This is a genomic window from Leucobacter sp. NPDC058333 (genome assembly GCF_042726155.1).
Taxonomy (GTDB): Bacteria; Actinomycetota; Actinomycetes; order Actinomycetales; family Microbacteriaceae; genus Leucobacter.
The window spans coordinates 320,368-347,069 of record NZ_JBHXHV010000003.1 but is presented as its reverse complement, the minus strand read 5'-3'; the positions used below and the strand labels follow the sequence as shown (position 1 = coordinate 347,069).

Sequence of the window (26,702 nt, the reverse complement as noted above, 5' to 3'; positions counted from 1 at the left end):
CGACCCAAGACCCTCTGCGTGCGTGCTCAGCGCTCAGCTAGCGAGTGTTCCTTCACCTCCGTTCAGTGCCAGCTCGGAGCGGCGACGGCGTGCCTGGAAGAAAGCGAGTGCTCCACCTGCAGCCATAAGCAGCAGTGCTGCGGTACCCACGGTGAGCAGTCCGGCACCACCAGTGACCGCGAGTGCCGGCTTCGGGGTGATCTCGAAGTTCTCTGACTTCTCGCCGCACTTACCGACGTGCACCACGGTCTCCACACCATTCTCGACACGCACCAGCGTCTCGACGTAGCCGCCCAGGCCGACGTGCTCCTCGCGGGTGACGACCTTGTTCGACTCGTACGATCCGGCCTTGGTGACCTTCACGCCAGTTGCGTCCTCGAAGTCCTTGAGCTCGCGCTCGGTCGAGCACACCATCTGCTCACCCTCGACACGGTCGTACGCCTTGAACGTGACCTTGTACTCAACCTCGGGACGATCCGAAAGCGGGCCATCGACGATCGCGGTATCGAACATCTCGTCGCCCACGTTCACCGTCCCTGCGGACTCGGTGTGAACGGTCGGCTCCTTGACCACAGTGGTCTCGTCCGGGAGCCCACACTTGCCGGTATGCAGCGATACCGGGGGCTCGTCGCCGTCGATGACCTTGAGATCCTCGACCCAGTACGTGGTGCCCGCAGAGTTCGTGACCACGTCCGGCGACTTCACCTTGCCGGTGCCGTCGACCTGGACCGGCTTGGTCTGCGCCACGGGCTGTGCATCACACACAGCGTCCGGGTCGCTCACCTCAGTCTTGGTCCACAGCACGGGCTTGCCGTCCTTGTCGACAATCGGCTTCCAGTTCTCGTCGTACTTCGGCTGACCGGCCTCGGGCTTCAGGTACAGCGTGAAATCAACCTCGTAGGACACCTCGGGGCGCTCAGAGAGCGGACCCTTGACGTCGGCAACGTCGTGGATGTTGCCGCGAACGGCACCCTCTTCGATTGCCTTCGTGGTGACCTCGGGGGTCTTGACGGTGGTGGTCTCGTTCGGGAGGCCACACTCACCCGTGTGCAGCACGACCTCGTCGCCGCCGCCCTTCGGAGTAGCAGTCAGTTCCTCAACCCAGTACACGGTGCCTTCGGTCTCTGCCTTCACCTTCGGTGAGGTGACCTCGCCGAGCTTGGTGACTGCGACATCGTCGGTGTGAGCGACGGGCTGTGCTGCGCACACCGCGTCAGGGTTCTTGACCTCGGCCTCAGTCCACAGCACCGGGTTACCTGCGGCGTCGTGAACGGGCTTCCAGTTCTCGTCGTACTTCGGCTCGCCTGCGACGGGCTTCAGATACGCGGTGAAATCAACGGCGAGATCCCACTTCGAGGTGCTCGGCAGGCCGCCGTCGACCTTCGCGACGTCCTGGATATCGCCCTTGACCGCGCCGGTCTTCTGCGCCTGCGTGGTGACCTCGGGACGGAGTACCTTTGCCGTTTCGGCGGGAACGCCGTAATCGTCACAGGTCTCCTCAAATTTGCCCTTGCTGCTCGCGGGCTGATCCTCGTCGAGGACGCACCACTGAACCGTGATGTAGTTCGCCTTCGTGTCGATCGGGAGCGACAGAATATCCGAGGTCAGCTTCTGGCCCGGGGTATCCACGACGAGCTGCGTGGTCTGCACGACCTGCGCATCCTTCGGGGCCTTCTCCTGCTGCTTCGGCTTCGAGTCCGACGCGTACACCGTGCCGCGAACGGTCGCGGGAGTCCGCTTCCCGTCCGTCTGCAACCAGCCGCCACCGCCCGCGAGGTTTACCTCGAGGGCGTCGGTGTAGTCATCACCAATGGTGATTTCAGACGCCGACAGGTCGCTCTTGAACTCCAGCTCGGTCGGGGTCCACTGCGACTCGTTCTCCTGGCCGTAGCCGTCAGTGAAGTGGTAGTTCTCCGGCAACGACGAGGCAGATTTCCCCTGGATCGGCTTCGGAGCAACGATCGCGGGAAGCTGATCCTTCGCGTCAATCTCCCAAACGAACGTCACATAACCGGTCTCTTTTGCGACATCATCGGACTGAATCGCGTAGGTCTTGTTCGGGCCATCAGCGGTGGTGGTCGTCAGCTCCGCGGTGCCAGCAACAGGTGCATTATTTGGTACCGTCCCCGAGGGGTTTTCCGCTGGGTTCTGCAGGAAGGGTCCGTAGATCGTTCCCTTGGCCGTGATCGGCGCGTAGCGGATGTTGCCATCAGCGCCGAACTGGTGACGCCAGATGCCAGACCCGACATTGGGGTCAGCGGCGAAGTTGAGGGTGTCGGAGTACTTTTCACCCTTCTTCACCTTCTTGGTGACGGTCATTGACGTGAGGGTGGGAGCCCAGATCGTGTCGGGGTCGACGTACTGCGCCTCGAAGTCGCCCGCACGGGTTTCAGTCGTCGGGGGAGTAGAGATGCCGATCTTCTGGTTCAGGCCGCCCTGATCCGAGATGACGAGCTCGCCAGGCTGCGAGACGGTGTACTCGAAACCGCCCGTGAACTTAACCTGGTAGTAGCGGCCGAACTCGTACCCTTCGGGGGGCATACCCTCCCACTGAATCTGGTGCGCGGCACCATCGGTGATCGTGGCGGTCTTGCCGTCAGCCGACACATCGACGCCGGGCTGAGCGATGAGCTTGCCGTTCTCGATCTCCATGTGCTTCGAGCCAGCCTGCACCTCCACGTACCCCGTGTAGGCGCCAGTCGGGGTGATGACGGGTGCGCCAGGCTGGTTCACCGGGCCACTGCCAGCGCCCGGGTTCGCAGCGTACGCGCGGCCCTCGTTGACCATTGCGGCGGCCTGGTCGACGACGCCTTGCTGGCCCATGCCAGCGAGCGCCTGCTTGATCTGGTTGATCGTGGCGTTGTAGCCGGCGTCGGCCGAAGCGGAGCGCAGATCCCACACGGCGAGCTGCACGGCGGCTGCCTGCCCGTTGTCGGAGGTGGTGCCCCAGTTCCCGAGGATGAACTTCAGCGCCTCAGTGTCAGCGGGGCTCAGCGCACCGGCCGATCCTGACGCGCCGTTGATCCCGAGGAAGCCGTTGAACCAGCCCTGGAAGCTGTACCCGTCGACACCGGAGGCCGGCTGCAGTGGTGCGTCCGTACCTTCGGGAACAATCTGCCCCATCTCCAGGCAATACACGACGGTGCCGTCCGAGTGGACCAGCGCGCCGATACCGGAACCGGCACCGTCGTACAGTCCTGCACCGGGGGTTGCCGCCTGCGCGACCTGCGCCGGAATGAGCACGGTGCCCAAGCCAACGCCGCTCGCTACGAGAAAGCCGGAGAGCACGAGCACTCCAGCTCGCCGAGTGATCCCTCGACGCTTTCGGCGTTCACGGCGTGTGAACGATCCTTCTTCTGTCAGTGACATGAAAGGCCTTTCCTGTCTGTCTATTCACAGACGGATTGCCGCCTGCGCAAGGAAGATGCATACTCCTGCGCAGCTCACACAAAAGGAGGGTGCTCCGCCGTTAGCGGCGCACCCTCCCAAGAGAGAACTTTCTGGCTTACCAGCCTTCGTCGGTGCCGTTGGCTAGGCAGTGAACGCCAGTGATGTTGTCCCATGACCCGGTGGGATACGTTCCGGGAGGGCAGGACGTGGCCGGAGCAGAACCTCCGCCACCAGCCGGTGCGCCGCCACCGTCGCCGCCAGTGCTCGGAGCGCCGCCCCCGCCACCGCCTGTACTCGGGGCTCCGCCGCCGCCGTCAGTGGGCGGGGCCGGAGGCGTCCACGTTCCGCCACCGCCACCACCAGCACCTGCGTCCGTTCCGCCGCCCGTGCCAGGAGCCCAACCGCCACCAGTGCCGGTATCCCAGCCGTACCCTGTTTCTTCGGTGTACGTGCCGGTCTCGCTAACGGACTCGCCACCCATTTGGCCAGCCGTAGCCGCAGCGGCCGCCTCTTCGGCAGCAACCTGGTCAGCGTGTGCCTGCTGAGCTTTCTTCGCCGAAGCCACGTAGGCCGATAGCTTCGTGGCCACTCGCTGCGAGGTCACGGCCTTCTCCGCAGCGGTCTTCTGCACGGTCGCCGCAGACGTGGTCACGACCTTCGCAGCATCACCCGACTTCGGAGCCGCGGCGTTCACAGCCTTGGCCTGCTTCGGAACGGACTCAGATACTGCCACCAGATCGGGCAGCGTCGCAGCAACCGCCTCCGTGTAGGTCTGCGAGCGATCTGTCTCAGAGGCGATCGCGTCCTCGGTCGTCGAGAGTTCCGTGTTCGCCGCCTTGATGTCAGCTCGCACAGCATCGAGCGTTGCAGGAGTCACTTTCTCCGGCGCCACAGCACTATCTACTGCCTCCGGCGACTCGTCATTGACGACCGCTCGCATATCCTCAAGCGACAGCGTGAGGTACGAGCTGGGTGCCGTGGCGGCGGGAGCATCCTTCTTGGCTTTCTTCGCGGCCGCGGCAGCCTTCTCATCAGCGTCGCGCATCTTCTGGATGCTGTTCTTCGCCGACTTCACCAGCTTTGACGCACGATCCGACGGCTTGGGAGCTTTCCCGATCGTCTTGTCCATTGCCGCAGCGGTCTTCGTGATGCTCGCCGTCTGCTTCTTCGTGAGAATTGGGTCAGCCGTCTTCCCCAACTCGCGCAGCTCCTTGCCGAAACCCTGGACTTCATCACGCTGCAGCGTGCTCAACACAACCGCGGCATCGAGATCCGCATGAGCCTCCAGGGTTGCAGACTGCGACCTGGCGAGATCAGCACTGAGTGCTTGATATTCCTTTGCCCGCACGTTCTGGAGGATGAGCGGAGTCGCGATGACACCGCCCAGGACGAGTGCACCAGCGACGCCGGCCGCGATCCAGAGATTGCGTTTCCGGTGACCGGCAGCCGTCGTTGGCTGCTGCTGAACTTCTGAGGGACCGCTTACGGGTTCCATGATCTGGTGTTCCTTTCGTTCGGGCTTCGCCACGCTCTAAAGGTAGCGGGAGCCACAGACAGTCATAATTTTAGGAAACTACTGGGTGTGGCCAATTCGTGGCCTTCCGTATTGGTGTCAGTGGGCGTTCACCTGTGACAACTGAGGGATCTCGTGTTCCTCAAAGTCGCCGGCATCCTCCATACGCTTCAAGAACCGCTGCCCCGTCTTCGCGTGCTTGTTCCCCAACCACTCGCCGACGAGCTTGCCGGTGGGGCGTCTCGACTCCTCGCGCACGAACTCCAGGACACGATCACGGACTTCACTCTCGGAGATCTCGGGGTTCTCGGCCGACCCGCCGTCGACCAGATGTAGTGAGCTCGTATGCGCTTCCCCGGCGTGGGCCAGTTCCCGTGGTGATTGCTCCACAGGAGGGTCGACCGGTTGCGGTGCCAGGGGCACCGCGTGCTGCACTTCCACGCGACGTGCGGGCGCCTCCGCCCGTTCACGGCGCGCCTGCAGCTTGGCCCGTTCCTTCTCATCCGGGATGAGCTTCATCACCAGGTGCGTGATGGCAAGCAAGATCGCGGGCGGCGTCGACGCCAGGATGGCGGCCGCCCACGCACTCGTGAGGGTCAGGTCTGCCGCCCGCCACGCATGGGTAGCGTTCGCCACGATAGACACCCCAGAGAGCAAGGTGAACGCCGAATAGGCAAGCCAACGCCCCTTCACGCCATGCAGCCTGAACTGGGCCGCAGCGATCATCGTAGACACGCTGCCCACGTCGATCAGGATCGGGTACAGCTCAGGAAGTGGAAGACCATTCACTCGAGCAACGTCGATGAGCGTCACGTACGAGATCGCCATCGCGACCCCGCCGACAATCGCGAGCGGGATACCGAGAGACGCCACCATCGCCCAGGTGCGGCTCGGCTTTTTCGACATCAGTAGTCCTCCCGCTCAGCGTGGTGGACTTCCGCGTCATCCAAATCCTCAGAGTCGCTGCTCCGAGGATCCTTGAGATGCATCCACGGGTCTCTCCGTGCCCAGAGCCAAAGCCCAATGCAGACGAACAGAATTACACCGATTGCGGAGACTGCGTACCGTACGACCGCGGAATAAACGTCATCGATTGTCATCGGTTCTGTCCGTTCTTGGTTGATGTGAACGTGGTCAATCCGGCGACGAGAGGTATTGCGGCCCCCACGATCACGACGGCGAGCACTGCCGTCGTGAGCATCCACATGAGCACGGGGTATTCGGTGTAGTCGTTCATGGTCAAATCCATTCCGTGAGGGCGAGCGATCCGCGCTCGCCAGCCCTGAAAGCGTTCTTGAAGTGAGTCAGCGCGCGCGTATGTGAACCGGAGTCTGAGAAACGGAACTCTGCGTTTTTGAGGAACTGCCCAAACAGGCTTGTCTCCTCGGTGCGATGACGCGAACCACGCGCGATCTTGATCACTGCGACGACTTGCTCGATCGTGAGCGAAGGGCAATGGCGATGCGCTGCGACACGATCATCGACCTCGTACGAGAGGCGCTGCGGCGGGTTGATTGCGATCCACCACAGCAACTCACTCACGGCCTCGACATGCTTTGGGTCAATGACCTGCGCGAGTATCGCCAACGTGCTGTCAACGACCTCCTTCAACGTCGTCCCGTCCTCGGTGGACTCGTTCTCTCGGAATGGTTCGTATCCGGTGAACTCGGCGTACTCGAGCGGAAGCCCGCGGGTACCCCACATCTCTTGCGCCCACCGCCGCGCGCATTGCCAGAGGTACCCCCAGGGATCGTCAGCGCCCGCGGCGTAACGTACCGGGCACTTGTCGGAGTCGTTGCGGGTGCTCAGCACGCGTTCGATGATCATGTTCACGATCTCGTCGTCGTCGACGTGGTATCCCCACGACTTCGCGACCGCCGACAGGCTCGGCGAAAGATGCTTGTAGAGCTGCTCAATGAACGCTGCACCCTCAGCAGTGTTGAGCGCTGCAGCACCGGTATCAGCGATATCGGTCAGGATCTTTCGTTGCCGCCAGGGGGTGAATTTCTCGATCTCAGACATCTGCTGCCTCACTCTCGGCCTGACGTAGGCTCAGGGCCTTCGTCGACTCTTGAAACAGCAACGTCGTGACCTCTCGGCCGATCGTTTGCAGGCTCTCGGAAGCGTTTTCACTCACTTCACACTCGATGACAACCACTGAAGTGAGGGAGCGGACGAGGGCTACACGCGTCGCTCGGAGCATGTCTCGGCCCATCTGGCCCCTACGGCCAGCCAGCAGCAGAAAGTCTCGGAGATTGCCGTCCAGCTTCTCCTGGAGCAGTGTTGTGTGACGGACGATCTCATCGAGGCGGTCCTCTGCGTCTCGGAGCTGCAACGCCTCGGGGTCCTCAGCTTGCCGCTGGACGGCGGCGGAGATCTTTTGCACCTCCTTGAACACAGGCCCTACCTTCGCCTTGGAATCACGGAGTTTCTCGACCGCTCGCTGCGCGACTTCACGAACTGCGGGCTCGATCTTCTCGTCAACGGAAAGATCGCGGATGGTGCGAATCTGGTCTAGCCACTCAGGCTTATGACCCGTCTTCGCTTTGGCGACTTCGCTGATGCTTACTGAGGCCTCATGCCGCCCGTTATTCCCGGCGGGAATAACGGGACTTTCATTGCCCTGACGCAATCCCGACAACTGCTTCTCTTTCGTTTTCAACTCGTACAGAGGAAGATCGAATGTCTCCCAAGCGGCAAGGATCTCCAGCGGTGACAGATCCCGACGTGCCCGGTTGGTAACGAATTCGAGTACGTCTTCCTGGTTCTCGTCGAGACCTGTGTAGACCTCGGCCCGGATCGTGGTGCGGCCGTCTTGTTTGGCAGCTTCGAGGCGGTGTGCGCCGTCGATGAGCACGAGCCTTCCGCCTGCTCGTTCGGAGACCGCGATTGGGACGATCTGCTTACCCGTTTCGGCGATTGAGCGACGCAGCAGCTCGACGTGGTCGGCATCGACCTCGCGCTGGCGCTGGCGCACGATGATGGTGTCGACATCGAGTTCGGTGGAGCGGATGGTGACGTTTTCGGGGAGCAGGGTGTTCGTCATGATGCAACCTTCAGGAATAGTGAAACTTCGGCAGGAGTCTGATCTGCATCCCAGACCAGTGCGGCGGCAGCCTCAGCGTGAATCACGCAAAGGTGCCGGCGAGACGGATTAGTGCGACACGTGCACTCACGTGCTCGGTCGGCGTGCTTGGGGCAATACGTGCGGAACTTGGGAGTTAGGACGATCGCCCACCCGCGAGAGACCATCGACGCGAGCTGTGCTGCGTGATCGTGCCAGGTGGTTTCATGCGACAGTGCTGGAAACAGCGGCTCTGAGGTGCTGCATGAGCGGGCTTCGCAGCGGATCGCGACGACTTCGCGCCGCCACACGCGGCCCATCAGCGATCACCACTCACTGCGAGGAGTTCCGCTTCGAGCTCAGCGAACGCCGAATCGACGTTACGCCTGGGTTGGCCGCAGTCAGCGCAGTGAGACCGGTCGATCTCGGGGAGCTTCTCATTTCCCCACCAGTGCTCTCCACGCGCACAGGCAGATGCGTGCCGCTCCGTAGCGAATCCGGACGCCGGCGGCGTTGGATCGAAAGGTGCGGTTCCGTCGCCACCCACCGGCCACTTCGTGGGGTACCGGGCGATAACCGACGCGATGTAACTCGCGGGCTTGTTCACGCGCCCAGCGGCTCTCAGGAGCGTGTCACGTGTCGCCTGGACCACGTCGACCGTAGAGAGATCAACGCGGCCCTGCACCTCACGAGAGAGCGCAGCAAGGGTGAGCCCGCATCCGGGGGCGAGAGCTTCGAGCTGCGCGTCGACTTCACGCTCGCGCGTGGTGTGGTTGGTTGGTTGGTTTGATGAAGCGTAATAACCAACCTGACCTAACCTAGTTTTCTCTTCCTCTAAGGACGGCGGATTATCCGCAGCCTTCGGGTTACCCGTCGCGGGTTTCCCGCGGACGGCGGATAATCCGCCGTCCACACGATCAGGGGTTTTGTCAGCCGCTTCGGAAAACCCGACACGGGTTTCCTCGTTGGCTGCTAGGAACTCTTCGTACGGCTCGTCGAACTCCAAAATAGCCAGATGTTCAGCGACAAAGTACCCCTCGTTTGGGTCTTGCAGGAAGAGACGGTACCGCTTCTGGCCACCCTTCGGGCGTCCCATCTCGTCGACGAAGCCAGCCGGATACCGGTCTCTCACCTCGATGATGAAGCCGGCCTCCAATAGGCGTTTCTTCGCACTGATCCACGCATCTTTGCCGAGCCCCAATTGCTTGCGGGCTTCGGTCTGCGTGGGCATTCTCGAAGGATCGTGCGAGAGCAGGTACAACAGCACGCTCAGCGGGTTGCCGGTGAGGCGGCTGTCGCGTACCCACCAGTTGCGGTGCTGACCAAATTCAGACTCGAACTTGAGCCGAGGACGGACGATTCGATAATCATTCATCGCCGAGTTTTCCGGTCTAAGTAGCTGATGAGATCGAATTGCTTCGGATCGACAGAACCGAGAAGGTGCATACCCTGCCTGGGTTTAACGTTCTTTAAAACAGACATCTCAGGCGTGAGAAGATTAGGGTGCTCGTGAGCGGCAGATTCACATCCAAGTTCGTCAACTGCGCGTGAGACCGTGTCGTTCTTCAGAGACACGAATTGATATTCCTTTCGGGATGTCGCCGAACCCCCGGAGTTCCAGCTCCGGGGGTTCTTGCTTTATCGATTCACTTCTGGCGTCACGGATTCGATGGCTCTAAGCAGCAGGTTGTAGTCATCAATAGTGATAGGGACCTTGCCGTTCAGCTTTCTAGATACCCACATCTCATTGCGTCCGATGCGGCGAGCTATCCAAGCCCTAGACAGGTCGCGCTCTTTTCGCAAACTGTCGAGCGTGTTGGCGGCTTCATGGTTTGAGGTAGGCACGGTTTGACAGTATCGCGAACTGTTGCAAATCGCAACACAATGAGGCTGGTCGTGTTGCGTTGTGCAAACGATCACGTAGGATCGCAATTATGGCGAAGATCGAATCTCAAGCACCCATTACTCCAGACGTGACGGGGGAGCGGATTGCAATGTTGCTTTGGCGAAGTCATATGTCAGTGGCATCGCTTGCTCGGACGATCGGGCGGGACCGTTCGGCATTTAGTCTGAAACTTAATGGGCACCGGCGCTGGTATCTTGACGAGCTCATCGAAATTGCGAGCGAACTTGAGACGACAGTCGGATTCCTACTCGGAGAAACCGACGACGATCGTCGCCCCGCACGTCTCAATGGGACACAAAAGGCTCCCACTACGGCAGCAGTGGGAGCCGAAGGAGTAGGGCGTGCGGGACTTGAACCCGCGACCGATGGATTATGAGTCCAGTGCTCTAACCAACTGAGCTAACGCCCCCTGGGCAACCGTTCTATCTTATCCACGGCCAGCCCGCACCGGCGCGCAAGCCCCACGGGGCGGCGTCGAACACGAGGGTTCCGCGTGAGACCGAGGCTATACCCCGCGGAAAACCACTCGTTCTCGGCACAAACCCTCGTGGTCAGCGCGGCCGAAGGCAAGGCCCGGGCTACTGCCCGGCCGCGACTTCGCCCGGGTCGTAGCCCGCGTCGATGAGCGACGTTGCGCGCTCGGTGTGCTGACTGAAGTCGAGCATGTCGGTGCGCAGCCCGAGGTCGCGGTCCACGTGCAGCGCCATCGAATGGGCTGCGTTGCGCACATCGCGAGCCTCGATTGCTGCGAGCACCGCGCCGTGGTCGAGGTGCATTGTTTCGAGCGTGGTGCCGAGAATCACGCGGCCCTGAGCGCTCGCGCGCTGCAACACCGACATCACGCCGAGATACAGATCGAGCAGCAGCTTGCTGCCGCTGGCCTCGACGACGAGCAGGTGGAAGGAGCCCGGGAGCGTGCTCTGCTCGCACGTCATCACGATGTCGTCGTCGGCATGCTGATCGCGTAGCGCGGCGGCGCGAAGCGCTTCGAGGTGTTCCTCACTGCGGTGCACCGCTGCGTGCTGCGCGGCCTCGATCTCGAGCGAGCGTCGATACACGAGCACTTCTTCGAGGTCGTGATCGCCGAGAAACTCGGTCAGCAGCGTGCTGACGGGAGTCCGCGAGCGCACAAATGTCCCAACGCCAGGCACCGTCTCGAGCATTCCGAACGCTGCGAGTGAGCGCACGGCCTCGCGCACGGTTGATTTGCCGACGCCGATGAGCTCCATCAACTCGGGCTCTTTGGGGATGAGGTCGCCGACTGCCCAAGCGCTTGACGAGATCTTGTCACGCAGATAGTCGAGGGTGTCTCGAGCCTTCTGCGAGCCACGCAGGGGAGTGGACATAGTGGACCTCTTGCCGAGCCGAATGGACGTTTGCTCAATGGTATCGGACCGTCCGCGCACGCTTCGCAAGGCGACTCGCTCGCTCTACACCCAACGAGACGGAGCGTGTTGCCGCAAAGCGATCGCCTTCACATCAGATGTGGCACATCAGATCTACAGATTGAGCGATGGTAGCGTGCAGTATGAACGCCGCAGCACAACCGGACGAGGGGCAAACACAATGAGTGACGAACAGCGACCGCAGGTTGACCACAGCGGGGTGGCGGAACAGATTAACGCCTCGACGAACTTCACCATGTATGCGGTGTTCAAGGAGACTCGGGATCCTGGCGCAGTCGGCATCGCCGCTGCGACGACTCAGACGGTGCAGGGGCTCATTTCAGAGCTCGGCGAAATTGAAGGCCTCACGACGCGTGGCTGGTACGACGTTTCTGGCTTCAGAGCTGACGCCGACCTGCTTGTGTGGTGGCACGCCCCCACTACCGAGTCGCTGCAGCGCGCCTATCGCACACTGTGGGAAGGAGCTGGCGGTCGCCTTACACCCGTCTGGTCGAATGTCGGCGTGCACCGCGCCGCCGAATTTAACCGCGGCCACGTACCTGCGTTCCTGGCGGGAGACGATCCCAAGGATTTTGTTTGCGTTTACCCGTTCGTGCGGGGGCGCGACTGGTACCTCTTGCCAGACGCTGATCGTGGGAAGATGCTGCGGGAACACGGCATGGCCGCTCGTGACTACGGCGACGTACTCGCGAACACGGTGGCGTCGTTCGCGCTCGGCGATTACGAGTGGCTGCTTGCGTTTGAGGCGGACGACCTCGTGCGCATCGTGGACCTGATGCGAGAGCTGCGCGCCGTCGAAGCGCGCCGCCACGTGATTGAGGAGACGCCATTCTTCACCGGCCCGCGGCGCTCTGCCGAGGTGCTTCTCGAGCGCGCCGTGAAGTAACGTTCCTGCACGTCATCTGGGAGTTTACCTCGCGTTAAGCCCAGCCTTGCCTACCTTGCGCGGTCGCGAAATCGGCGTAGTGTGAAGGTACTCAGTCACACGAACGAAAGGGACCCACTCGATGTCTACTAAGCAGATCACTGTTCCAGCAGCTCAGGGCGACCTCCACCGTCCCACCGGTGTGGCGCAGTACTTGACCCCCGTTGTGCACGACCTCGTCGCGCTCGCAGTGAACGGCAAGCAGGCCCACTGGCACGTGCGTGGCGAGAACTTCATTGGGGTCCACGAGTTCCTCGATGTCGTCGTTTCGAACGCACAAGACGCCGCTGACACGGTCGCGGAGCGCATCGTGGCCCTGGGCCTCCCGATCGACGCTCGCATCGGCACCGTAGCTGCACGCACCACGACTCCCGAGCTGAGCGACGGCTTCCAGCAGTCGAAGGTCACGGTTCGCGAGGTCGTCGCGCAGATCGATGCGACGCTCGAAACCGTGTATGCGGCGGTGAAGGGTCTCGATGACATTGACCTGGTGAGCCAGGACGTCGTGATTGCTATTGCACAGCAGCTCGACAAGGATCGCTGGTTCCTGTCGTCGCACTTCGCTGAGTAATCTGGCCATCAGTCTTTCAACGGCAGACGCTGCACGCCTAGCGCGCCAGAGGGAATAGAACACTCACGGCGCAACGCCTCGCAAAGCGGGTGCGATCCTTCCCGGGATCGCGCCCGCTTTTTTGGTGCGTTCACATCAGATGAATCTGTGGTAAATTCGCTCTGTAAGGGCATCCTTACTCAGGTCTCATGATTGATGAAGGGCGCCCTCGCATGATCGGTACGCTGATGATCGGACTCCGCGAGGGGCTCGAAGCGGCGCTGGTAGTGAGCGTGCTGCTCGCATACGTGAAGCAGATTGGTCGCCCGGACGCGGCGAAAAAGATCTGGGTCGGTATCTCAGCCGCGATCCTACTTTCGATGGTCGTGGGCGCCGTCCTCACATTTGGTGCGTACGGGCTCTCGTTCCAGGCGCAAGAAGTCATTGGCGGCACGCTCTCGATCCTCGCGGTCGTGATGGTCACGTGGATGGTGTTCTGGATGCTGCGTGCGGCGCGCGGTCTCAGCTCCGAACTGCGCGGGCAAGTCGACCGCGCGCTCGTGGGAGGCGGCTGGAGCGTAGCAGTGCTCGCGTTCATTTCAGTGGGGCGAGAGGGGCTCGAGACCGCTCTCTTTATCTGGGCGACAACGCGTGCGAGTCAGCTCTCACCCCTCCTGGGATTCGCCACCGCGGTGTCGGGCATCGTGCTCGCGATCGTGCTCGGTTGGGCGCTGTTCCGCGGCATGATCCGCATTAATCTCACCCAGTTCTTCCGGTGGTCGGGCATCCTCCTGATCATTTTTGCCGCTGGGGTGTTCGCTTACGGTATCCACGACCTGCAGGAGGCCGCGGTGCTTCCAGGGCCGTTTGCGGAACCGCCGCCCGGCGTGAGTGCTTTTGCAGCGTCCTGGTACGGCGACGCCGCGTGGGCATTCCGCATTCCGCACATCATCGCGCCCGATGGCTTCCTCGGCGCGCTGCTCAAGGGCGTCTTCGGGTTCTCACCCGAAATGACCAAGCTCGAAGTTATCGCGTGGTTTGCCTACCTAGTTCCTACTCTCACCTTGTTCCTGCGTGGCTCGCTCGCGCAGGGACGGGCCATCCGCACGCACCGCGCGGCGGCCGCTCCGGCCCTCGCCACCTCGAAAGGATCCCTGTGAACATCGCCCCTTCTCGCCGGCGCACCGGCGGCGCTCTGCTCGCAATAACCGCTGGCGCGCTTCTGCTCACCGGCTGCGTGCCGAACGCGGCCCCCTCCGCCGATGCGATCGCCGTCAAAGCGACCGATACCGACTGCGCCGTTGAAAGTGCGAAAGCGCAGAGCGGCACCGTGACGTTCTCGGTGACCAACGACGGTTCGAAGGTGAATGAATTTTACGTACTCGGCAGTAACGAGCTCACGATCGTCGGGGAAGTCGAGAATATCGCGCCAGGTGCAAGTCGTGATCTCACCGTGCAGGTTGGTCCTGGCGACTACTTCACGAGCTGCAAGCCAGGCATGATCGGCGAGGGCGTTGGTCAGGCCGCGTTTACCGTTGCCGGTGAAGAGCTTTCCACTTCGCCGGAGGACGACGCCATCGTCGCCCAGTACATCGGTTACGTCAAGGCGCAGAGCGAAGAGCTGCTGCCGCAGGTGCAGGCTTTCGTCGACGCGTACAAGGCTGGGGATGACGAGGAGGCGAAGCGATTGTTCCCGCTCGCCCGCATCAGCTACGAGCGCATCGAGCCGACGGCCGAGCAGTTCGGTGATCTCGATCCGAAGATCGATTACCGCAAGCCGGGCGCAGATGAAGAGGGTATCCCGTTCACGGGTTTCCATCGCATTGAAATGGACCTGTGGCACGACGCCGCTGTCGCGAATGGCGATTACGCTGGAGATCCCGACCTCACGCCGCTCACAACTGATCAGCGAGCAAAGGTGGGCGATCAGCTCGTCGCGGACGTCACCGATCTGAAAGACAAGGTCGCTTCGCCGGAGTTCACGCTGACTCTCGCTGACATCACGGAGGGCGCAAAGGGACTGCTCGACGAGATTGCGGCGCCCGACGGAAAGTTGCCCGGTGAAGAGAACGAGTTCGCGCACACAGACCTGTACGACTTCACCGCAAACGTCGAGGGCGCCGAGGTCGCATTCGATACCGTGCGTGAAGCCGCTGTGGCCAACGGCGAAGACAAGCTCGTCGCAGAGCTCGACAAGCGTTTCGACGATATGTTCGCGTTGCTGGAAACCTACGGCAACTACGATGACGGCTTCGTCTCCTATGACACCGTGCCGCAGTCAGAGCGAAATGAACTCGCTGCCAAACTGAGTGCGCTGAGCGAGCCGCTGTCAAAGCTCACAGCGGCGGTCGTGGCAAGCTAGCTTCATGAACGATGCACCATCATCCGTGAACCCGGGTGACGAGGCGGGGGGCTCCGAGGCTGCGGCCGCGGGGCCCCTCCGCCCGTCGCGACGAGGCCTGTTGGGCCTCGTCGGAGCGGGTGTTGCCGGACTCGCGGCCGGAGCTGCGGCTGGCGGTGTCGCTGCCTCAATCGCGCACTCGGGCACGGCAGGCCCGGGCACCGGTACCTCGCGCACGGTGCCGTTTTTTGGCGCGCATCAGGCCGGGATCACGACGCCGGCGCAGGATCGCCTGCACTTCGCGTCATTCCGTATGCTCTCTGGTGCATCTCGGGACGACCTGATTCAGTTGCTCACCGACTGGACGGCTGCCGCGGAAACGCTCACGCTGGGTCGCGCAATCGGAACGGGGGTCGAGCCCGATAACGCGCTGTTGCCGCCGGAGGACACGGGCGAAGCTGAGGGGTTGAACGCTGCTCACCTGACGCTCACCTTCGGGTTAGGACGCGCGTTGTTCGACGAACGTGATGGTGTTGAGGATCCCTTCGGCATCCGGGCTCGGCTGCCGAAGGCGCTCGTCCCTCTGCCGTCGTTCGCGTTTGATCTGCTCGAGGCCGATCAGAGCGACGGAGATCTCTGCGTGCAGGCCTGTGCCGACGATCCTCAGGTTGCCGTGCACGCAATTCGAAATCTCGCGCGCATCGCAGCGGGCCGGGCCCACCTCGTATGGAGCCAACTCGGTTTCGGGCGGACATCATCGACCACGCGATCGCAGGACACCCCGCGCAATCTGTTCGGTTTCAAAGACGGTACCGCCAATGTGATGTCAGAGGAAACGAAGGCTCTCGATCAGCACATCTGGGCTGGCGACGAGGCTCCTGCCTGGCTGCGTGGCGGCAGCTATCTCGTGGCGCGAAAGATTCAGATGACCATCGAGACGTGGGATCGTGCGTCGATCGGCGAGCAGGAACGCATCATCGGCCGCACTAAGCTCGCGGGCGGTCCACTGTCGGGCGGCGGCGAGTTCACCGCCGCCGACTTTACCTCGCCGCACGCCGACGATGCTTCGGTTCCCGCGATTGATATGGCAGCGCACCTGCGTCTCGCGCACCCCGACCACAATTCAGGGATGCGATTGCTGCGCAGGGGATACAACTACGTCGACGGATCGAACGGCTTGGGGCAACTCGGTGCCGGGCTGTTCTTTATCTCATTTCAGCGGGACCCGGCCGCGTTCGTGCGGGTACAGCGGTCACTGAAGTCAGACCTGCTCAACGAGTACATTCGTCACATCGGATCGGGCCTCTGGGCGGTGCCCGGGGGAGTGCAGCGCGGCGAGTTCCTGGCGCAATCGCTGTTTGACTAGCCGTAATTCGTTAGCAGTGGCGTGCGCTGAGAGAACAGGTGTGCCGCTGCGTTTACTCGGGTGCGCTGCGTCAGCTCGCGTGCGCGATGCCCGCGACCACTGGTCCGCGCTGGCCGCGGTTGCTATCGAGATACTCCTCGACGAAACGACCCAACACCATGTGCGATGCGCGCACATCGGCCGATTCGGCCGTCGCGATGATCGTGTCGACCTGCGACGGTTCGAAGTAGCCGTGGCCCGCGTAGGAGCGCACGCGCGCCGTGAACGCCGCAGTGTCGAGTTCGGGGTGAAACTGGGTGGCATAGACATTGCTGCCGACGCGGAACGCCTGCACGGGGCAGGTGGGCGAACTTGCGAGCACGGTGATGCTCGCCGGAACCTCGCTGATGGCTTCTTTGTGCCCGACGAACGCATCGAACGTCGGCGGTAGCTCACGTAACAGGGGGTCATCGCGCCCAGCCTCCGTGAGGCTGATACGCACAGCCTGCGACGGCTCGCCGTAGGTCCGATCGACGCGCGCTCCCTGGTGTGAGCCGATTGTGCCGACGCCGTAGCAGACCCCGAGGAACGGGAAGTCGCGGCGCACCACATCGTCGAGCAGCGCTCCGAGCTCCTGCTCCACGCGCAACTCGATCGGCGACTTGCGATCCTCAGGCTCGCTGACTGTGAATGGGCTGCCAGCAAGGATGATCCCGGAATAGCGCGGAAAATCGATCGGGCCGATCGACGCCCGGTCAGCGCGAATCCACTCGAGCTCTTCCGGCAGCAGTCCGGTCAGCCGGCAGTAGGCGGCGTGCTCATGCGCCGCGACGTCGTCTTCGCCGCGCGTCGTAATGAGCAGAAACGGCTTCATCCCTCTACCGTACCGCTCTGCGCCGCTCCCGAGCGTGTCACGCGTCATCTGCGGTCATGCTGGCATTCCGAGTGTCGGCGCACCCGTTGTGCGAGCGGCAACCGGGGAGTACAACTGTGGCATGGCACTCCACTGGAAACTAGTTATCGACGCCCGCGACGCCGGGCAGCTCGCACTGTTCTGGGCCGCGGCGCTTGAGTACGTCGTAGAGAATCCCGAACCGCTGATACAACAATTGATTGAAGCGGGGCAGCTCCCTGAAGGAGCGACCGTGGGAGCTCCTGGGTCGCGTCGTTTTCGAGGCTATAGCGCCATTCGGCACCCAGATGATCCGCACGATGCCCTGAGCGGAGTGGGTTCAGGCCGCCGGATTCTGTTCCAGGACGTGCCCGAGACGAAAGCGGTCAAGAACCGGCTGCACATCGATGTCCACGCGGCAAACACATCTCTTGAGGCGCATGTCGCCCGACTCGAGGCACTCGGGGCTCGGCGGCTGACTGAAATGGATCAGGGGCCGGCCGGGCACTGGTGGGTGCTGGCCGACCCCGAAGGGAACGAGTTCTGTGCGGCGGGGTAGCGCCTAGCTGTAGGAGCGGATCGCCAGCACGGCGTTGTGGCCGCCGAAGCCAAACGAGTTCGAAATCGCGAGCTGAGGTCCTTCACCGAGCGACTGCTCGGCGCTTGACACAGTTAATGGAATTTCGGGATCCTGCGACACGAGGTTGATCGTCGGGGGAGCGATGCGATGCTGCACCGCGAGCACCGTGAAGATCGCCTCGAGCGCGCCGGTTCCGCCCAGCAGGTGACCGGTCGCAGCCTTCGTCGCCGACACCGGGATATCGGTGATGCGATCACCGAACACGTTGCGCAACGCGACGTATTCCGCGATGTCTCCGACGGGAGTGGAGGTGGCGTGCGCATTGATGTGCGTGACCTCGTCTGGTGTCGCACCCGCCTGTTCGAGCGCGAGGTGTACGGCGCGGCTTGCACCGCGGCCCTCGGGATCGTTCGCGGTGATGTGGTACGAATCGGCGGTTACGCCGCCGCCCGCGATCTCGGCGTAGATCTTCGCGCCGCGAGCGATCGCGTGTTCTTCGGTCTCGAGCACGAGTGCACCGGCGCCCTCGCCCATCACGAAGCCGTCGCGGTCGGTGTTGTACGGTCGCGAGGCCGTAGCGGGGGAGTCATTGCGCTTCGACAGCGCCTGCGCCGAATTGAACGACGCGAGCGTAATCGGGTGAATCGCAGCCTCAGCGCCACCGGCGATCACGACGTCAGCGAGCCCGAGCTGCAGGTGCTCGTACGCGTTCGCGATCGACTCAGTGCTCGAAGCGCAGGCAGAGGCTACGGTGCGCGCGTATGCGCGGGCCTCAAGATGCATCGAGACCGCGGCCGCGGGCGCGTTCGGCATCAGCATCGGAACCGTGAGCGGCATGACACGGCGCGGTCCCTTTTCGCGCAGGGTGTCCCACGCGTCGAGCAGCGTCCAGAGGCCGCCAATGCCCGTGGCCCAGTCGACGCCGAGACGTTCGGGGGCAACCTCAGGGCTGCCCGCGTCGGCCCAGGCCTCCTGTGCCGCTACGAGCGCGAACCGGCTGGAGGGGTCGAGGCGCTTAGCGACCGGGCGCTCAAGCACCTCGGCGGGGTCGACCTTTGCGGTGCCGGCGAACGTTACGGCGAGGCCGTACTGCTCAGCCCAATCGTTCTCAAGCGTGCGAACACCGGATTCCCCGGCGAGCAGTGCGCGCCAGCTATCGGGGGCCGTGCCGCCGATGGGCGAGGAGGCGCCGATGCCGGTAACGACAATCTTCTTCGTCATGTGTTCGTGCTCCGCGTTCTGAGAGGGGCTGGAAAAGTAAGTGGAAGAGCGAGCGCGGCGGAACCCTTACAGGGTGGAGGCGTCCGTTGACCGCCGCGCTCCGCTCGATACCGCGTGCTTAGGCCTGAGCCTTCACGATGAAGTCGACGGCGTCGCCGACGGTCTTGAGGTTCTTGACTTCCTCGTCGGGGATCTTGACGTCGAACTTCTCTTCTGCGTTGACGACGATCGTCATCATCGAGATCGAGTCGATGTCGAGGTCATCGGTGAACGACTTGTCGAGTGCGACGACGTCCGCTGCAATGCCGGTCTCGTCGTTGACGAGCTCTGCAAGACCTGCAAGGACCTCTTCATTGCTGAATGCCATTGTGTGTTTCTCCTTGAATTGGGGTTTCGGTCGGTGAAAAGTGTATGTCGCGCGACGCCATCGCGCGCTCCGACGCGCGAGACTCGCGCGGCTCGGCCGGATGGGCGCGGCTAGGGGATCTCTACGACCTGGGCGCCGTAGACGAGGCCCGCGCCGAATCCGATCGTCAGTGCGAGACCGCCCGACAGCTCGGGGCGCTCTTCGAGAAGCGCGTGCAGCGCGAGCGGAATTGATGCGGCCGATGTGTTGCCCTGCATCTCGATGTCGCGCGCGATCGCCACGGTATCCGGCAGCTTCAACTGCTTCGCAAACTCATCGACAATGCGCATGTTGGCCTGGTGGGGTACGAATGCGGCGAGGTCGGACGCCTCAATACCGGAGGCCTCCAGTGTTTGGCGAGCGACCTTAGCCATCTCCCAGACCGCCCAGCGGAACACCGTCTGGCCGTCTTGCCGCAGCGTCGGCCAAGGCACGACGCCGGGGTTATTGCGGTACTCCTCAAAGGTCGAGGTGACTCGAATGGTGTCCCACTTTTCGCCATCGGAACCCCACACCGTCGGGCCGATACCCGTGTGGTCGCTCGGTCCGACAACAACCGCGCCGGCACCGTCCGCGAGCAGGAACGAAATGCTGCGATCGGTCGGGTCGACGATGTCAGACAGCTTCTCGGCGCCGATCACAACCACATTGCGGCAGACGCCCGAGCGCACGAGAGCGTCCGCCTGAGCGACGCCATAGACATACCCTGCGCACGCAGCGGAGATGTCGAACGCCGCGGCAGGAGTGAGCCCCAGGCGGTGCGCCGCAAGGGCAGCCATCGACGGGGTCACGGCGACGTTCGAGATCGTCGAGATGATGACGCCGTCGATCTCAGAGCGGTCGAGGCCGGACTTTACAATGGCCTCTTCGGCAGCGGCGACTGCGAGGTCGACCGCCTCGACTGAACGGCTCGCGCGGCGGCGCTGCACGATTCCCGTACGCTGGCGGATCCACTCATCGGACGAGTCGATCGGACCTACGAGGTCGTCGTTCGGTACATCGAGGTCACCGCGGGCGGCACCAATCGAGAGAATGCGAGAGTGAGCAGGGCCCGAGGGCTGCACGAGAGCAGGCATGTGCACGGTTCCGTTTCGGTTAGGCAGCGGGGCCGGTGATGAGCGCCACGGCCGCGTCGAGATCTTCAGGGGTCTTAATGGCAACGGTGGGCGTTCCCTTGAGCGCGCGCTTCGCGATGCCGGTAAGGGCGCCAGCAGGCGCGAGCTCCACGAGGCCGGAGATACCGGCGGCCTCGAAGCTGGCCATGCAGGCATCCCAGCGCACCGGGTGAGCAATTTGTGACACGAGCAACTCCACGAAGCGCTCGCCACTTGTCACGCGTGAACCGTCGGAGTTCGTCCACAGTGGGTGACGAGGATCGGTAGCCGCGACGCTCTCCGTTGCCTCGCGCAGCGCGGGGATGGCCGAAGCCATTGCGTCGGTATGGAACGCCCCCGCGACCTGCAGAGCGATCACACGAGCTCCACGAGGTGCATCTGCTGCCAATGCTTCGAGCTTCGCACGCTCGCCCGCAGCGACAATCTGGCCGCCGCCATTGCGGTTCGCCGCGGTGAGCCCGTGCTCCGCGATCTTCGCGAGAACGTCGGCCTCGACGCCGCCGACTACGGCAGCCATGCCGGTCTCGACGCGTGACGCTGCCTCAGCCATCGCGCGGCCACGCACCGCGACGAGGCGCAGTGCGTCGGCTTCGGTGAGTACCCCGGCAGCGGCGGCGGCGGCGAACTCGCCCACCGAGTGACCAGCGATGCCCGCGTCGGCGATTGACACGCGCGCCGACAACTCACGCCAGGCGAGCAGGCTCGCTGCGACGATGAGTGGCTGAGCAATGGCGGTGTCGCGAATCGTGTCGGCGTCACTCACTGTGCCGTGGGCCACGAGATCGATGCCGGCGTTCTCGGAGGCTTCTCCGAGGAAGTCGCTGGCACCGGGCAGCTCGAGCCAGGGCGCGAGGAAGCCGGGGGTTTGTGAGCCCTGTCCAGGGCAAGCGATGACAATCACGTGTTCCAGTTTCTCAGATCATGGCCACTCGGCCTGCATATTTCCGACCACACTTTGCGAATTTCTTTGTGGACTCCGTCAGAAGTGTGCAGCGCCGAGTGGGTTTCGCAGCGTGTCAGCGGGTGGTGTCCCGCTTCGGCGCGGGCGAACGGCGGCCGTGTTGAGCGATCGATCCCGCGATCAGCGCCGACTGCAAAATCAGCGCTTCACGTGCTCCGGTTGCGTTCCAGCCGATGACGTCTGACACCTTTTTCAACCGGTAGCGCACGGTGTTCGGGTGGACGAACAGCTCGCGTGCGGTCGCTTCGAGCGATCGACCGTTGTCGAGATAGCACCAGAGTGTCTCCAGCAACTCACCGGAGTGAGCAGCGAGCGGCTCATAGATCTGTTCAATGAGTGTGCGGCGTGCAAGGCCGTCGCCAGCCAACGCGCGTTCGGGCAGCAGATCGTCGGCCGCTACAGGTCGTGGGGCGTGTCGCCAAGAACGTGCGACGGCGACCCCTGCGAGCGCGGCGCGGGCGCTACGCGATGCATCAACGAGATTCTCGACAGGCGGGCCCAGTACGAGCGGCCCGTCAGAGAATCCGTCCGCGAGTCGCTGCGCGATCTCCAAGAATGAGAGTGACGCCGCTGGGCCCGTGCCCGGTTCCGTCGTCGGAGCATCCAGGCGACCGAGAACGAGCACGAGGCGCGTTCCCTGCAGCCCGATGAGCACGTCGGCCCCGGCGTGTCGAGCCGAGCGACGCAACTGATCAACGTCGACATAGCGCTCAGCGGTGCCCACGAGAACCGCGGCCTCGCCGTCGCCGTGCCAGCCGAGGGCCGCAATGCGGCTGGGGAGCTCATCGTCGCTCTCGCCGGTCAAAATGGAGTCGACGACGAGCGCTTCGAGGCGTGCATCCCAGAGCCCGCGCGCCTCGGCCGCCCGGGCGTATACGTCGGCCGCCGCGAAGGCGACGTCTCGTGAATAGTGCAGCACTGCCTCGCGAAGTGCCTCGCTCTTCGGCGCGACGCGATCCTCTACGACGGAGACCACCACGCGAATCAGCTGCAGCGTTTCTTGCAGGCTGATCGAGCGCAGCAGTTCCCGCGGGGCGGCGCTAAACACGTCAGACGCGATCCACGGCGTCGAGGTTGGATCCTCGTACCACTGAATGAACGAGCTGATACCGGTCTGCGCCACGAGCCCGATCGCCGAACGGCGGCTGGGCGGCATATTGCCATACCAGGGGAGCGTCTCGTCGAGCCTCGTAATGGTTCGGGTCGAGAGCTCCCCGGTAATCGTGCGAAGCCAGGCTAACTCCTGCGCTTTCGTGCGATCCATGGGCATCGAATCGTCGGTCAAACCGCGGCCCGCTTAGGACTCCCCGCCGGCGCCGCCCGTGGTACCGGCGTTCACGTCGCCCAACCGGTACTGTTCAGCTGCTCGGCGCGGAACGTCAGCGTCGATCTTGCCCTGCAACGCGAGGCGCTGCAGCACCTTCACCACGACCGACTCGCGGTCGATTCCGAAGTACCGACGCGCGGCGGCGCGGGTGTCCGAGAAACCGAAGCCATCGGCGCCGAGCACCGAGTAGTCGCCCGGCACGAACGCGCGGATCTGCTCGGGAACCTGGGTTGCCCAGTCGCTCACAGCCACCACGGGGCCCTCGGAGCCCTGCAACTTCTTCGTGAGGTATGGCACACGCGGCTCTTCGCCGAAGTTACGGAAGTTGTGATCCTCAGCGGCGACACCATCGCGCCCCAGCTCAGTCCAGCTCGTGACGCTCCAGACATCGGCAGCCACGTCCCAGTCGCGAGCGAGGATCTCCTGCGCCTCAAGCGCCCACGGCACGGCTACACCGGATGCGAAGATCTGCGCGGGGTGGGTGCCGGCCTTCGCCGGCCCAACCTTGTGGATACCGCGGATGATGCCCTCGATGTCGATATCTTCGGGCTCGGCGGGGTGCACGATCGGCTCGTTGTAGACCGTGAGGTAATACATCACGTTGGGCTCGGGGTGCTGTCCGCCGTACATCCGCTCAATGCCCGAGCGCATGATGTGACCGATCTCGTAGCCGTAGGCCGCGTCGTACGCGACGACTGCCGGGTTCGTCGCAGCGAGCGCGATCGAGTGACCGTCGGCGTGCTGCAAGCCCTCACCCGTCAGCGTGGTGCGACCGGCTGTCGCGCCGACCACGAAGCCGCGCGCCATCTGGTCGCCAGCGGCCCAGAATGCGTCGCCGGTGCGCTGGAATCCGAACATCGAGTAGAAGATGTACACGGGAATCAGCGGCTCGCCCTGCGTCGAATACGACGTGCCGACCGCGGTGAATGCGGCGGCAGCGCCGGCCTCGTTAATGCCGACGTGCAACAGCACGCCCTGCGGGCTCTCCTTGTAAGCGAGCAGCAGCTCACGGTCGACGGAGACGTAGTTCTGCCCGTTCGGGTTATAGATCTTCGAGGTCGGGAAGTACGAATCCATACCGAAGGTGCGAGCCTCGTCAGGAATGATCGGCACGATGCGCGGGCCGAACGACTTGTCGCGCATCAGGTCCTTGAGTAGGCGCACGAACACCATCGTCGTCGCGGCCTCCTGCGTGCCAGAGCCCTTCGCGGCAATCGCGTAGGTCTTCTGCTCGGGGAGGGCGAGCTCGGTGTGCTTCGTGCGGCGCTCAGGCAGATACCCGCCGAGGGCCTGGCGGCGCTCGTGGATGTACTTGATCGCCTCGTCGTCGTCGCCCGGGAAGTAGTACGGCGGGCGGTACGGGTCGGCCTCGAGCTGAGCGTCCGAGATCGGAATGCGCATGGTGTCGCGGAACGTCTTCAGATCGTCCAGCGTCATCTTCTTCATCTGGTGGGTCGCGTTGCGGCCCTCGAAGTGCGGGCCGAGGCCGTATCCCTTAACGGTCTTCGCGAGGATCACGGTGGGGCGACCCTTGTGCGCGAGCGCCGCGGCGTACGCCGCGTAGACCTTGCGGTAGTCGTGGCCGCCGCGGCGCAGCTGCCAGATCTGGTCGTCGCTGTACTCGTCGACGAGGTGCATCGCGCGCTCGTCCTTGCCGAAGAAGTGATTGCGGATGTACGCGCCGTTCTCGGCCTTGTACGTCTGGTAGTCACCGTCGGGAGTGGTGTTCATGATGTTCAGCAGCGCGCCATCGACGTCGCGCTCGAGCAGGTCGTCCCACTCGCGGCCCCAGATGACCTTGATGACGTTCCAGCCCGCGCCACGGAAGTAGCTTTCGAGCTCCTGAATGATCTTGCCGTTACCGCGCACCGGGCCGTCGAGTCGCTGCAGATTGCAGTTGATGACGAAGGTCAGGTTGTCGAGACCCTCGTTCGCAGCGACCTGCAACTGGCCACGGCTCTCGACCTCGTCCATCTCACCGTCACCCAGGAACGCCCATACGTGCTGGTCGGAGGCGTCCTTGATGCCGCGGTTGGTGAGGTACTTGTTGAGCTGTGCCTGGTAGATCGCGTTGATCGGGCCGAGTCCCATCGACACCGTCGGGAACTGCCAGAAGTTCGGCGCGAGGCGCGGGTGCGGGTAACTGGGCAGGCCGCCGCCCGCGTGCGACTTCTCTTGGCGGAAGCCGTCGAGCTGGTCGGCCGTGAGGCGACCCTCGAGGAACGCGCGGGCGTACATGCCGGGGGAGGCGTGGCCCTGCGCGAAGATCTGGTCGCCGCCGCCCGGGTGATCTTGGCCGCGGAAGAAGTGGTTGAAGCCAACCTCGTACAGCGAAGCTGCTGACGCGTAGGTCGAGATGTGTCCGCCGACACCGATGCCAGGGGCCTGTGCCCGGTGCACCGTCATGGCGGCGTTCCAGCGCAGCCACGAGCGATACTTGCGCTCGAGCTCTTCGTTGCCGGGGAAGTCGGGCTCGTCGTCGGACGCGATGGTGTTCACATAGTCCGTGGTCGGCACCTGCGGCACGTTGAGGTGCAGCTGGCGCGAGCGATCGAGCAGGCTCGTCATGATCTCCCGGCCGCGACCGGCCCCGCGCTCATCGACGACCGCGTCAAGCGACTCACGCCATTCGGCGGTCTCCTGCGGATCCTGATCTGAGTTCCCGCTTGAGTAGGGATCCTGCGTGTTGACGGCCAAGATTGTGCTCCATTCACCATGAGGCGTGCGCGAGCCAGAACCGCTGGTTGGTGCGTCGGCGCGCAGCACGAAGGCGCCCGCTGGATTCGCGGGTGTGCCTCCACACTAGCGAATGTGCATGATGGATCAGTCAACTGGCACGAATCGTTCGTGTATTTCGCACAATCTGCGCGCTCCGCGACACATGGCTAGGGTGGAAGCGTCGTGATGTTAGGGCGCGCCTCGCGCGTGGAACCGGGTGATCTGGCCCGTGAATGGAGCCACTTTGGTCCTCGCAGTCGGTGAAGTTGCGCCCGAGTTCACGCTCTCCGATCAACACGGTGAAGAGCTGGTGCTCACAGAAATGCTCGTCGACGGGCCCGTCGCGCTCGTTTTCGTACCGTTTGCGTTCTCGCGAATCTGTACGGGCGAGTTCGCAGAGCTCGGTGACGAGCTCGCGAAGTTCGAGTCGCACGGCGTGCGGTTGCTCGGAGTGTCTGTCGATTCGGTCTGGACGCTTCGGGCGTGGGCGGATCAAGAGGGGTTTGACTTCTCGATCCTCTCCGATTTCTGGCCGCACGGCGAGACCGCCCGCGCCTACGGGGCGTTCGTTGAGCGCACCGGGGCGGCGGCGCGGGCAACGGTGATTATCGATCAGGATCGCCGCGTCGCCGCGTCCTTCGAGACCCCCGTCGGCGAACCCCGTGCCCTTGCGGCATACCGCGAGGCCCTGGCGGCGTTGCGAAGTTAGCTCGGCCCCGCGCCGGCCACCGCGTCCGGCCCCGCCGAACGCGAGGCCTGGCGCCGAACGCGAGGCTTCGCGCCGAACACGAGTGAATCCAACGCGAAAATCCCTTCGGTCTCGGCGGATCCCCTCGTGTTCAGCGCCGCCGCGCCGCGGGAGCTTCGCGCGCTGCGGGCCGCCCGATTTCGCGCGCCGGGGCGCGTCCCCTAAGCTATGGGGTGCCGCATTGCGGCGAGGGGCCTGTAGCTCAGTTGGTTAGAGCATCTCGTTTACACCGAGAGGGTCGGGGGTTCGAGTCCCTCCGGGCCCACCAGATATTTCCTTGGACGCTCAATGCGC

At 63.5% G+C, this 26,702-nt stretch carries 23 protein-coding genes and 2 tRNA genes; 8 read left to right on the top strand and 17 right to left on the bottom strand.

What is annotated here, in order from left to right; genetic code table 11:
- Window positions 1-33 precede the first annotated feature (33 nt).
- The 10 genes from ACFWHR_RS12115 to ACFWHR_RS12070 all read right to left on the bottom strand — a co-directional run bounded on the left by ACFWHR_RS12115 (window position 34) and on the right by ACFWHR_RS12070 (window position 11,219).
- Complete coding sequence (locus ACFWHR_RS12115; protein ID WP_382448550.1) at window positions 34-3,369, bottom strand: hypothetical protein; 3,336 nt, start codon at window positions 3,367-3,369, stop codon at window positions 34-36.
- A gap of 136 nt (window positions 3,370-3,505) precedes the next feature.
- The gene (locus ACFWHR_RS12110; protein ID WP_382448549.1) at window positions 3,506-4,885 is read right to left on the bottom strand and encodes a hypothetical protein; all 1,380 of its coding nucleotides are present in this window, start codon (window positions 4,883-4,885) and stop codon (window positions 3,506-3,508) included.
- Between the two features lie 117 nt (window positions 4,886-5,002).
- The gene (locus ACFWHR_RS12105) at window positions 5,003-5,809 is read right to left on the bottom strand and encodes a hypothetical protein (protein ID WP_382448548.1); all 807 of its coding nucleotides are present in this window, start codon (window positions 5,807-5,809) and stop codon (window positions 5,003-5,005) included.
- Window positions 5,810-5,999: 190 nt separating this feature from the next.
- Window positions 6,000-6,140, bottom strand: a complete 141-nt coding sequence (locus ACFWHR_RS12100; RefSeq protein ID WP_382448547.1) for a hypothetical protein — start codon at window positions 6,138-6,140, stop codon at window positions 6,000-6,002.
- 2 nt (window positions 6,141-6,142) lie between these two features.
- The gene (locus ACFWHR_RS12095; protein ID WP_382448546.1) at window positions 6,143-6,925 is read right to left on the bottom strand and encodes a hypothetical protein; all 783 of its coding nucleotides are present in this window, start codon (window positions 6,923-6,925) and stop codon (window positions 6,143-6,145) included.
- The gene (locus ACFWHR_RS12090; protein ID WP_382448545.1) at window positions 6,918-7,949 is read right to left on the bottom strand and encodes a ParB/RepB/Spo0J family partition protein; all 1,032 of its coding nucleotides are present in this window, start codon (window positions 7,947-7,949) and stop codon (window positions 6,918-6,920) included. The genes ACFWHR_RS12095 and ACFWHR_RS12090 overlap by 8 nt, the downstream gene beginning before the upstream one ends.
- Before the next feature lie 337 nt (window positions 7,950-8,286).
- Entirely contained in the window at window positions 8,287-9,342 is a 1,056-nt protein-coding gene (locus tag ACFWHR_RS12085) for a hypothetical protein (protein WP_382448544.1), read from the bottom strand.
- 263 nt (window positions 9,343-9,605) lie between these two features.
- The gene (locus tag ACFWHR_RS12080) at window positions 9,606-9,812 is read right to left on the bottom strand and encodes a helix-turn-helix domain-containing protein (protein ID WP_382448543.1); all 207 of its coding nucleotides are present in this window, start codon (window positions 9,810-9,812) and stop codon (window positions 9,606-9,608) included.
- Window positions 9,813-10,208: 396 nt separating this feature from the next.
- Window positions 10,209-10,282 (bottom strand) — tRNA-Ile (locus ACFWHR_RS12075).
- A 169-nt stretch (window positions 10,283-10,451) separates the two neighbouring features.
- Window positions 10,452-11,219: a FadR/GntR family transcriptional regulator gene (locus ACFWHR_RS12070; RefSeq protein WP_382448542.1), complete on the bottom strand. Its 768-nt coding sequence runs from the start codon at window positions 11,217-11,219 to the stop codon at window positions 10,452-10,454.
- A 220-nt stretch (window positions 11,220-11,439) separates the two neighbouring features.
- On the opposite strand from ACFWHR_RS12070, the gene hemQ reads away from it, so the two are divergent.
- The 5 genes from hemQ to efeB all read left to right on the top strand — a co-directional run bounded on the left by hemQ (window position 11,440) and on the right by efeB (window position 16,461).
- The gene (hemQ, locus tag ACFWHR_RS12065; protein WP_382448541.1) at window positions 11,440-12,165 is read left to right on the top strand and encodes a hydrogen peroxide-dependent heme synthase; all 726 of its coding nucleotides are present in this window, start codon (window positions 11,440-11,442) and stop codon (window positions 12,163-12,165) included.
- 121 nt (window positions 12,166-12,286) lie between these two features.
- The gene (locus tag ACFWHR_RS12060) at window positions 12,287-12,775 is read left to right on the top strand and encodes a Dps family protein (RefSeq protein WP_382448540.1); all 489 of its coding nucleotides are present in this window, start codon (window positions 12,287-12,289) and stop codon (window positions 12,773-12,775) included.
- A 188-nt stretch (window positions 12,776-12,963) separates the two neighbouring features.
- Window positions 12,964-13,914, top strand: coding sequence for an iron uptake transporter permease EfeU (efeU, locus tag ACFWHR_RS12055; RefSeq protein ID WP_382448539.1), 951 nt, complete (start codon window positions 12,964-12,966; stop codon window positions 13,912-13,914).
- Window positions 13,911-15,116, top strand: a complete 1,206-nt coding sequence (gene efeO / locus ACFWHR_RS12050; RefSeq protein ID WP_382448538.1) for an iron uptake system protein EfeO — start codon at window positions 13,911-13,913, stop codon at window positions 15,114-15,116. The genes efeU and efeO overlap by 4 nt, the downstream gene beginning before the upstream one ends.
- Window positions 15,117-15,120: 4 nt before the next feature.
- On the top strand, window positions 15,121-16,461 hold the full coding sequence (gene efeB, locus ACFWHR_RS12045) for an iron uptake transporter deferrochelatase/peroxidase subunit (RefSeq protein WP_382448537.1): 1,341 nt from the start codon (window positions 15,121-15,123) through the stop codon (window positions 16,459-16,461).
- A gap of 70 nt (window positions 16,462-16,531) precedes the next feature.
- Here efeB and ACFWHR_RS12040 read toward each other — a convergent pair whose 3' ends face one another.
- Window positions 16,532-17,314 (bottom strand): glutamine amidotransferase, encoded by a 783-nt coding sequence (locus ACFWHR_RS12040; RefSeq protein WP_382448536.1) that lies wholly within the window; start codon window positions 17,312-17,314, stop codon window positions 16,532-16,534.
- Window positions 17,315-17,435: 121 nt separating this feature from the next.
- On the opposite strand from ACFWHR_RS12040, the gene ACFWHR_RS12035 reads away from it, so the two are divergent.
- A complete protein-coding gene (locus tag ACFWHR_RS12035) occupies window positions 17,436-17,891 on the top strand; it encodes a VOC family protein (protein ID WP_382448535.1) in 456 nt (151 codons plus the stop codon).
- A gap of 3 nt (window positions 17,892-17,894) precedes the next feature.
- Here ACFWHR_RS12035 and ACFWHR_RS12030 read toward each other — a convergent pair whose 3' ends face one another.
- From ACFWHR_RS12030 to aceE, 6 genes are all read right to left on the bottom strand, one after another.
- On the bottom strand, window positions 17,895-19,133 hold the full coding sequence (locus tag ACFWHR_RS12030; RefSeq protein ID WP_382448534.1) for a beta-ketoacyl-[acyl-carrier-protein] synthase family protein: 1,239 nt from the start codon (window positions 19,131-19,133) through the stop codon (window positions 17,895-17,897).
- 118 nt (window positions 19,134-19,251) lie between these two features.
- Entirely contained in the window at window positions 19,252-19,500 is a 249-nt protein-coding gene (locus ACFWHR_RS12025; protein ID WP_010157098.1) for an acyl carrier protein, read from the bottom strand.
- A gap of 110 nt (window positions 19,501-19,610) precedes the next feature.
- Window positions 19,611-20,615, bottom strand: coding sequence for a beta-ketoacyl-ACP synthase III (locus tag ACFWHR_RS12020; protein ID WP_382448533.1), 1,005 nt, complete (start codon window positions 20,613-20,615; stop codon window positions 19,611-19,613).
- A gap of 19 nt (window positions 20,616-20,634) precedes the next feature.
- Window positions 20,635-21,555: an ACP S-malonyltransferase gene (locus ACFWHR_RS12015; protein ID WP_382448532.1), complete on the bottom strand. Its 921-nt coding sequence runs from the start codon at window positions 21,553-21,555 to the stop codon at window positions 20,635-20,637.
- A 115-nt stretch (window positions 21,556-21,670) separates the two neighbouring features.
- Window positions 21,671-22,879 carry a PucR family transcriptional regulator gene (locus ACFWHR_RS12010; protein ID WP_382448531.1) on the bottom strand — a complete coding sequence of 403 codons (1,209 nt, stop codon included), beginning with the start codon at window positions 22,877-22,879 and terminating at the stop codon, window positions 21,671-21,673.
- A gap of 33 nt (window positions 22,880-22,912) precedes the next feature.
- A complete protein-coding gene (gene aceE / locus ACFWHR_RS12005) occupies window positions 22,913-25,639 on the bottom strand; it encodes a pyruvate dehydrogenase (acetyl-transferring), homodimeric type (RefSeq protein WP_382448530.1) in 2,727 nt (908 codons plus the stop codon).
- A 265-nt stretch (window positions 25,640-25,904) separates the two neighbouring features.
- On the opposite strand from aceE, the gene ACFWHR_RS12000 reads away from it, so the two are divergent.
- Window positions 25,905-26,369: a peroxiredoxin gene (locus ACFWHR_RS12000; RefSeq protein WP_382448529.1), complete on the top strand. Its 465-nt coding sequence runs from the start codon at window positions 25,905-25,907 to the stop codon at window positions 26,367-26,369.
- 230 nt (window positions 26,370-26,599) lie between these two features.
- Window positions 26,600-26,676, top strand: a tRNA-Val gene (locus ACFWHR_RS11995).
- Window positions 26,677-26,702 lie beyond the last annotated feature (26 nt).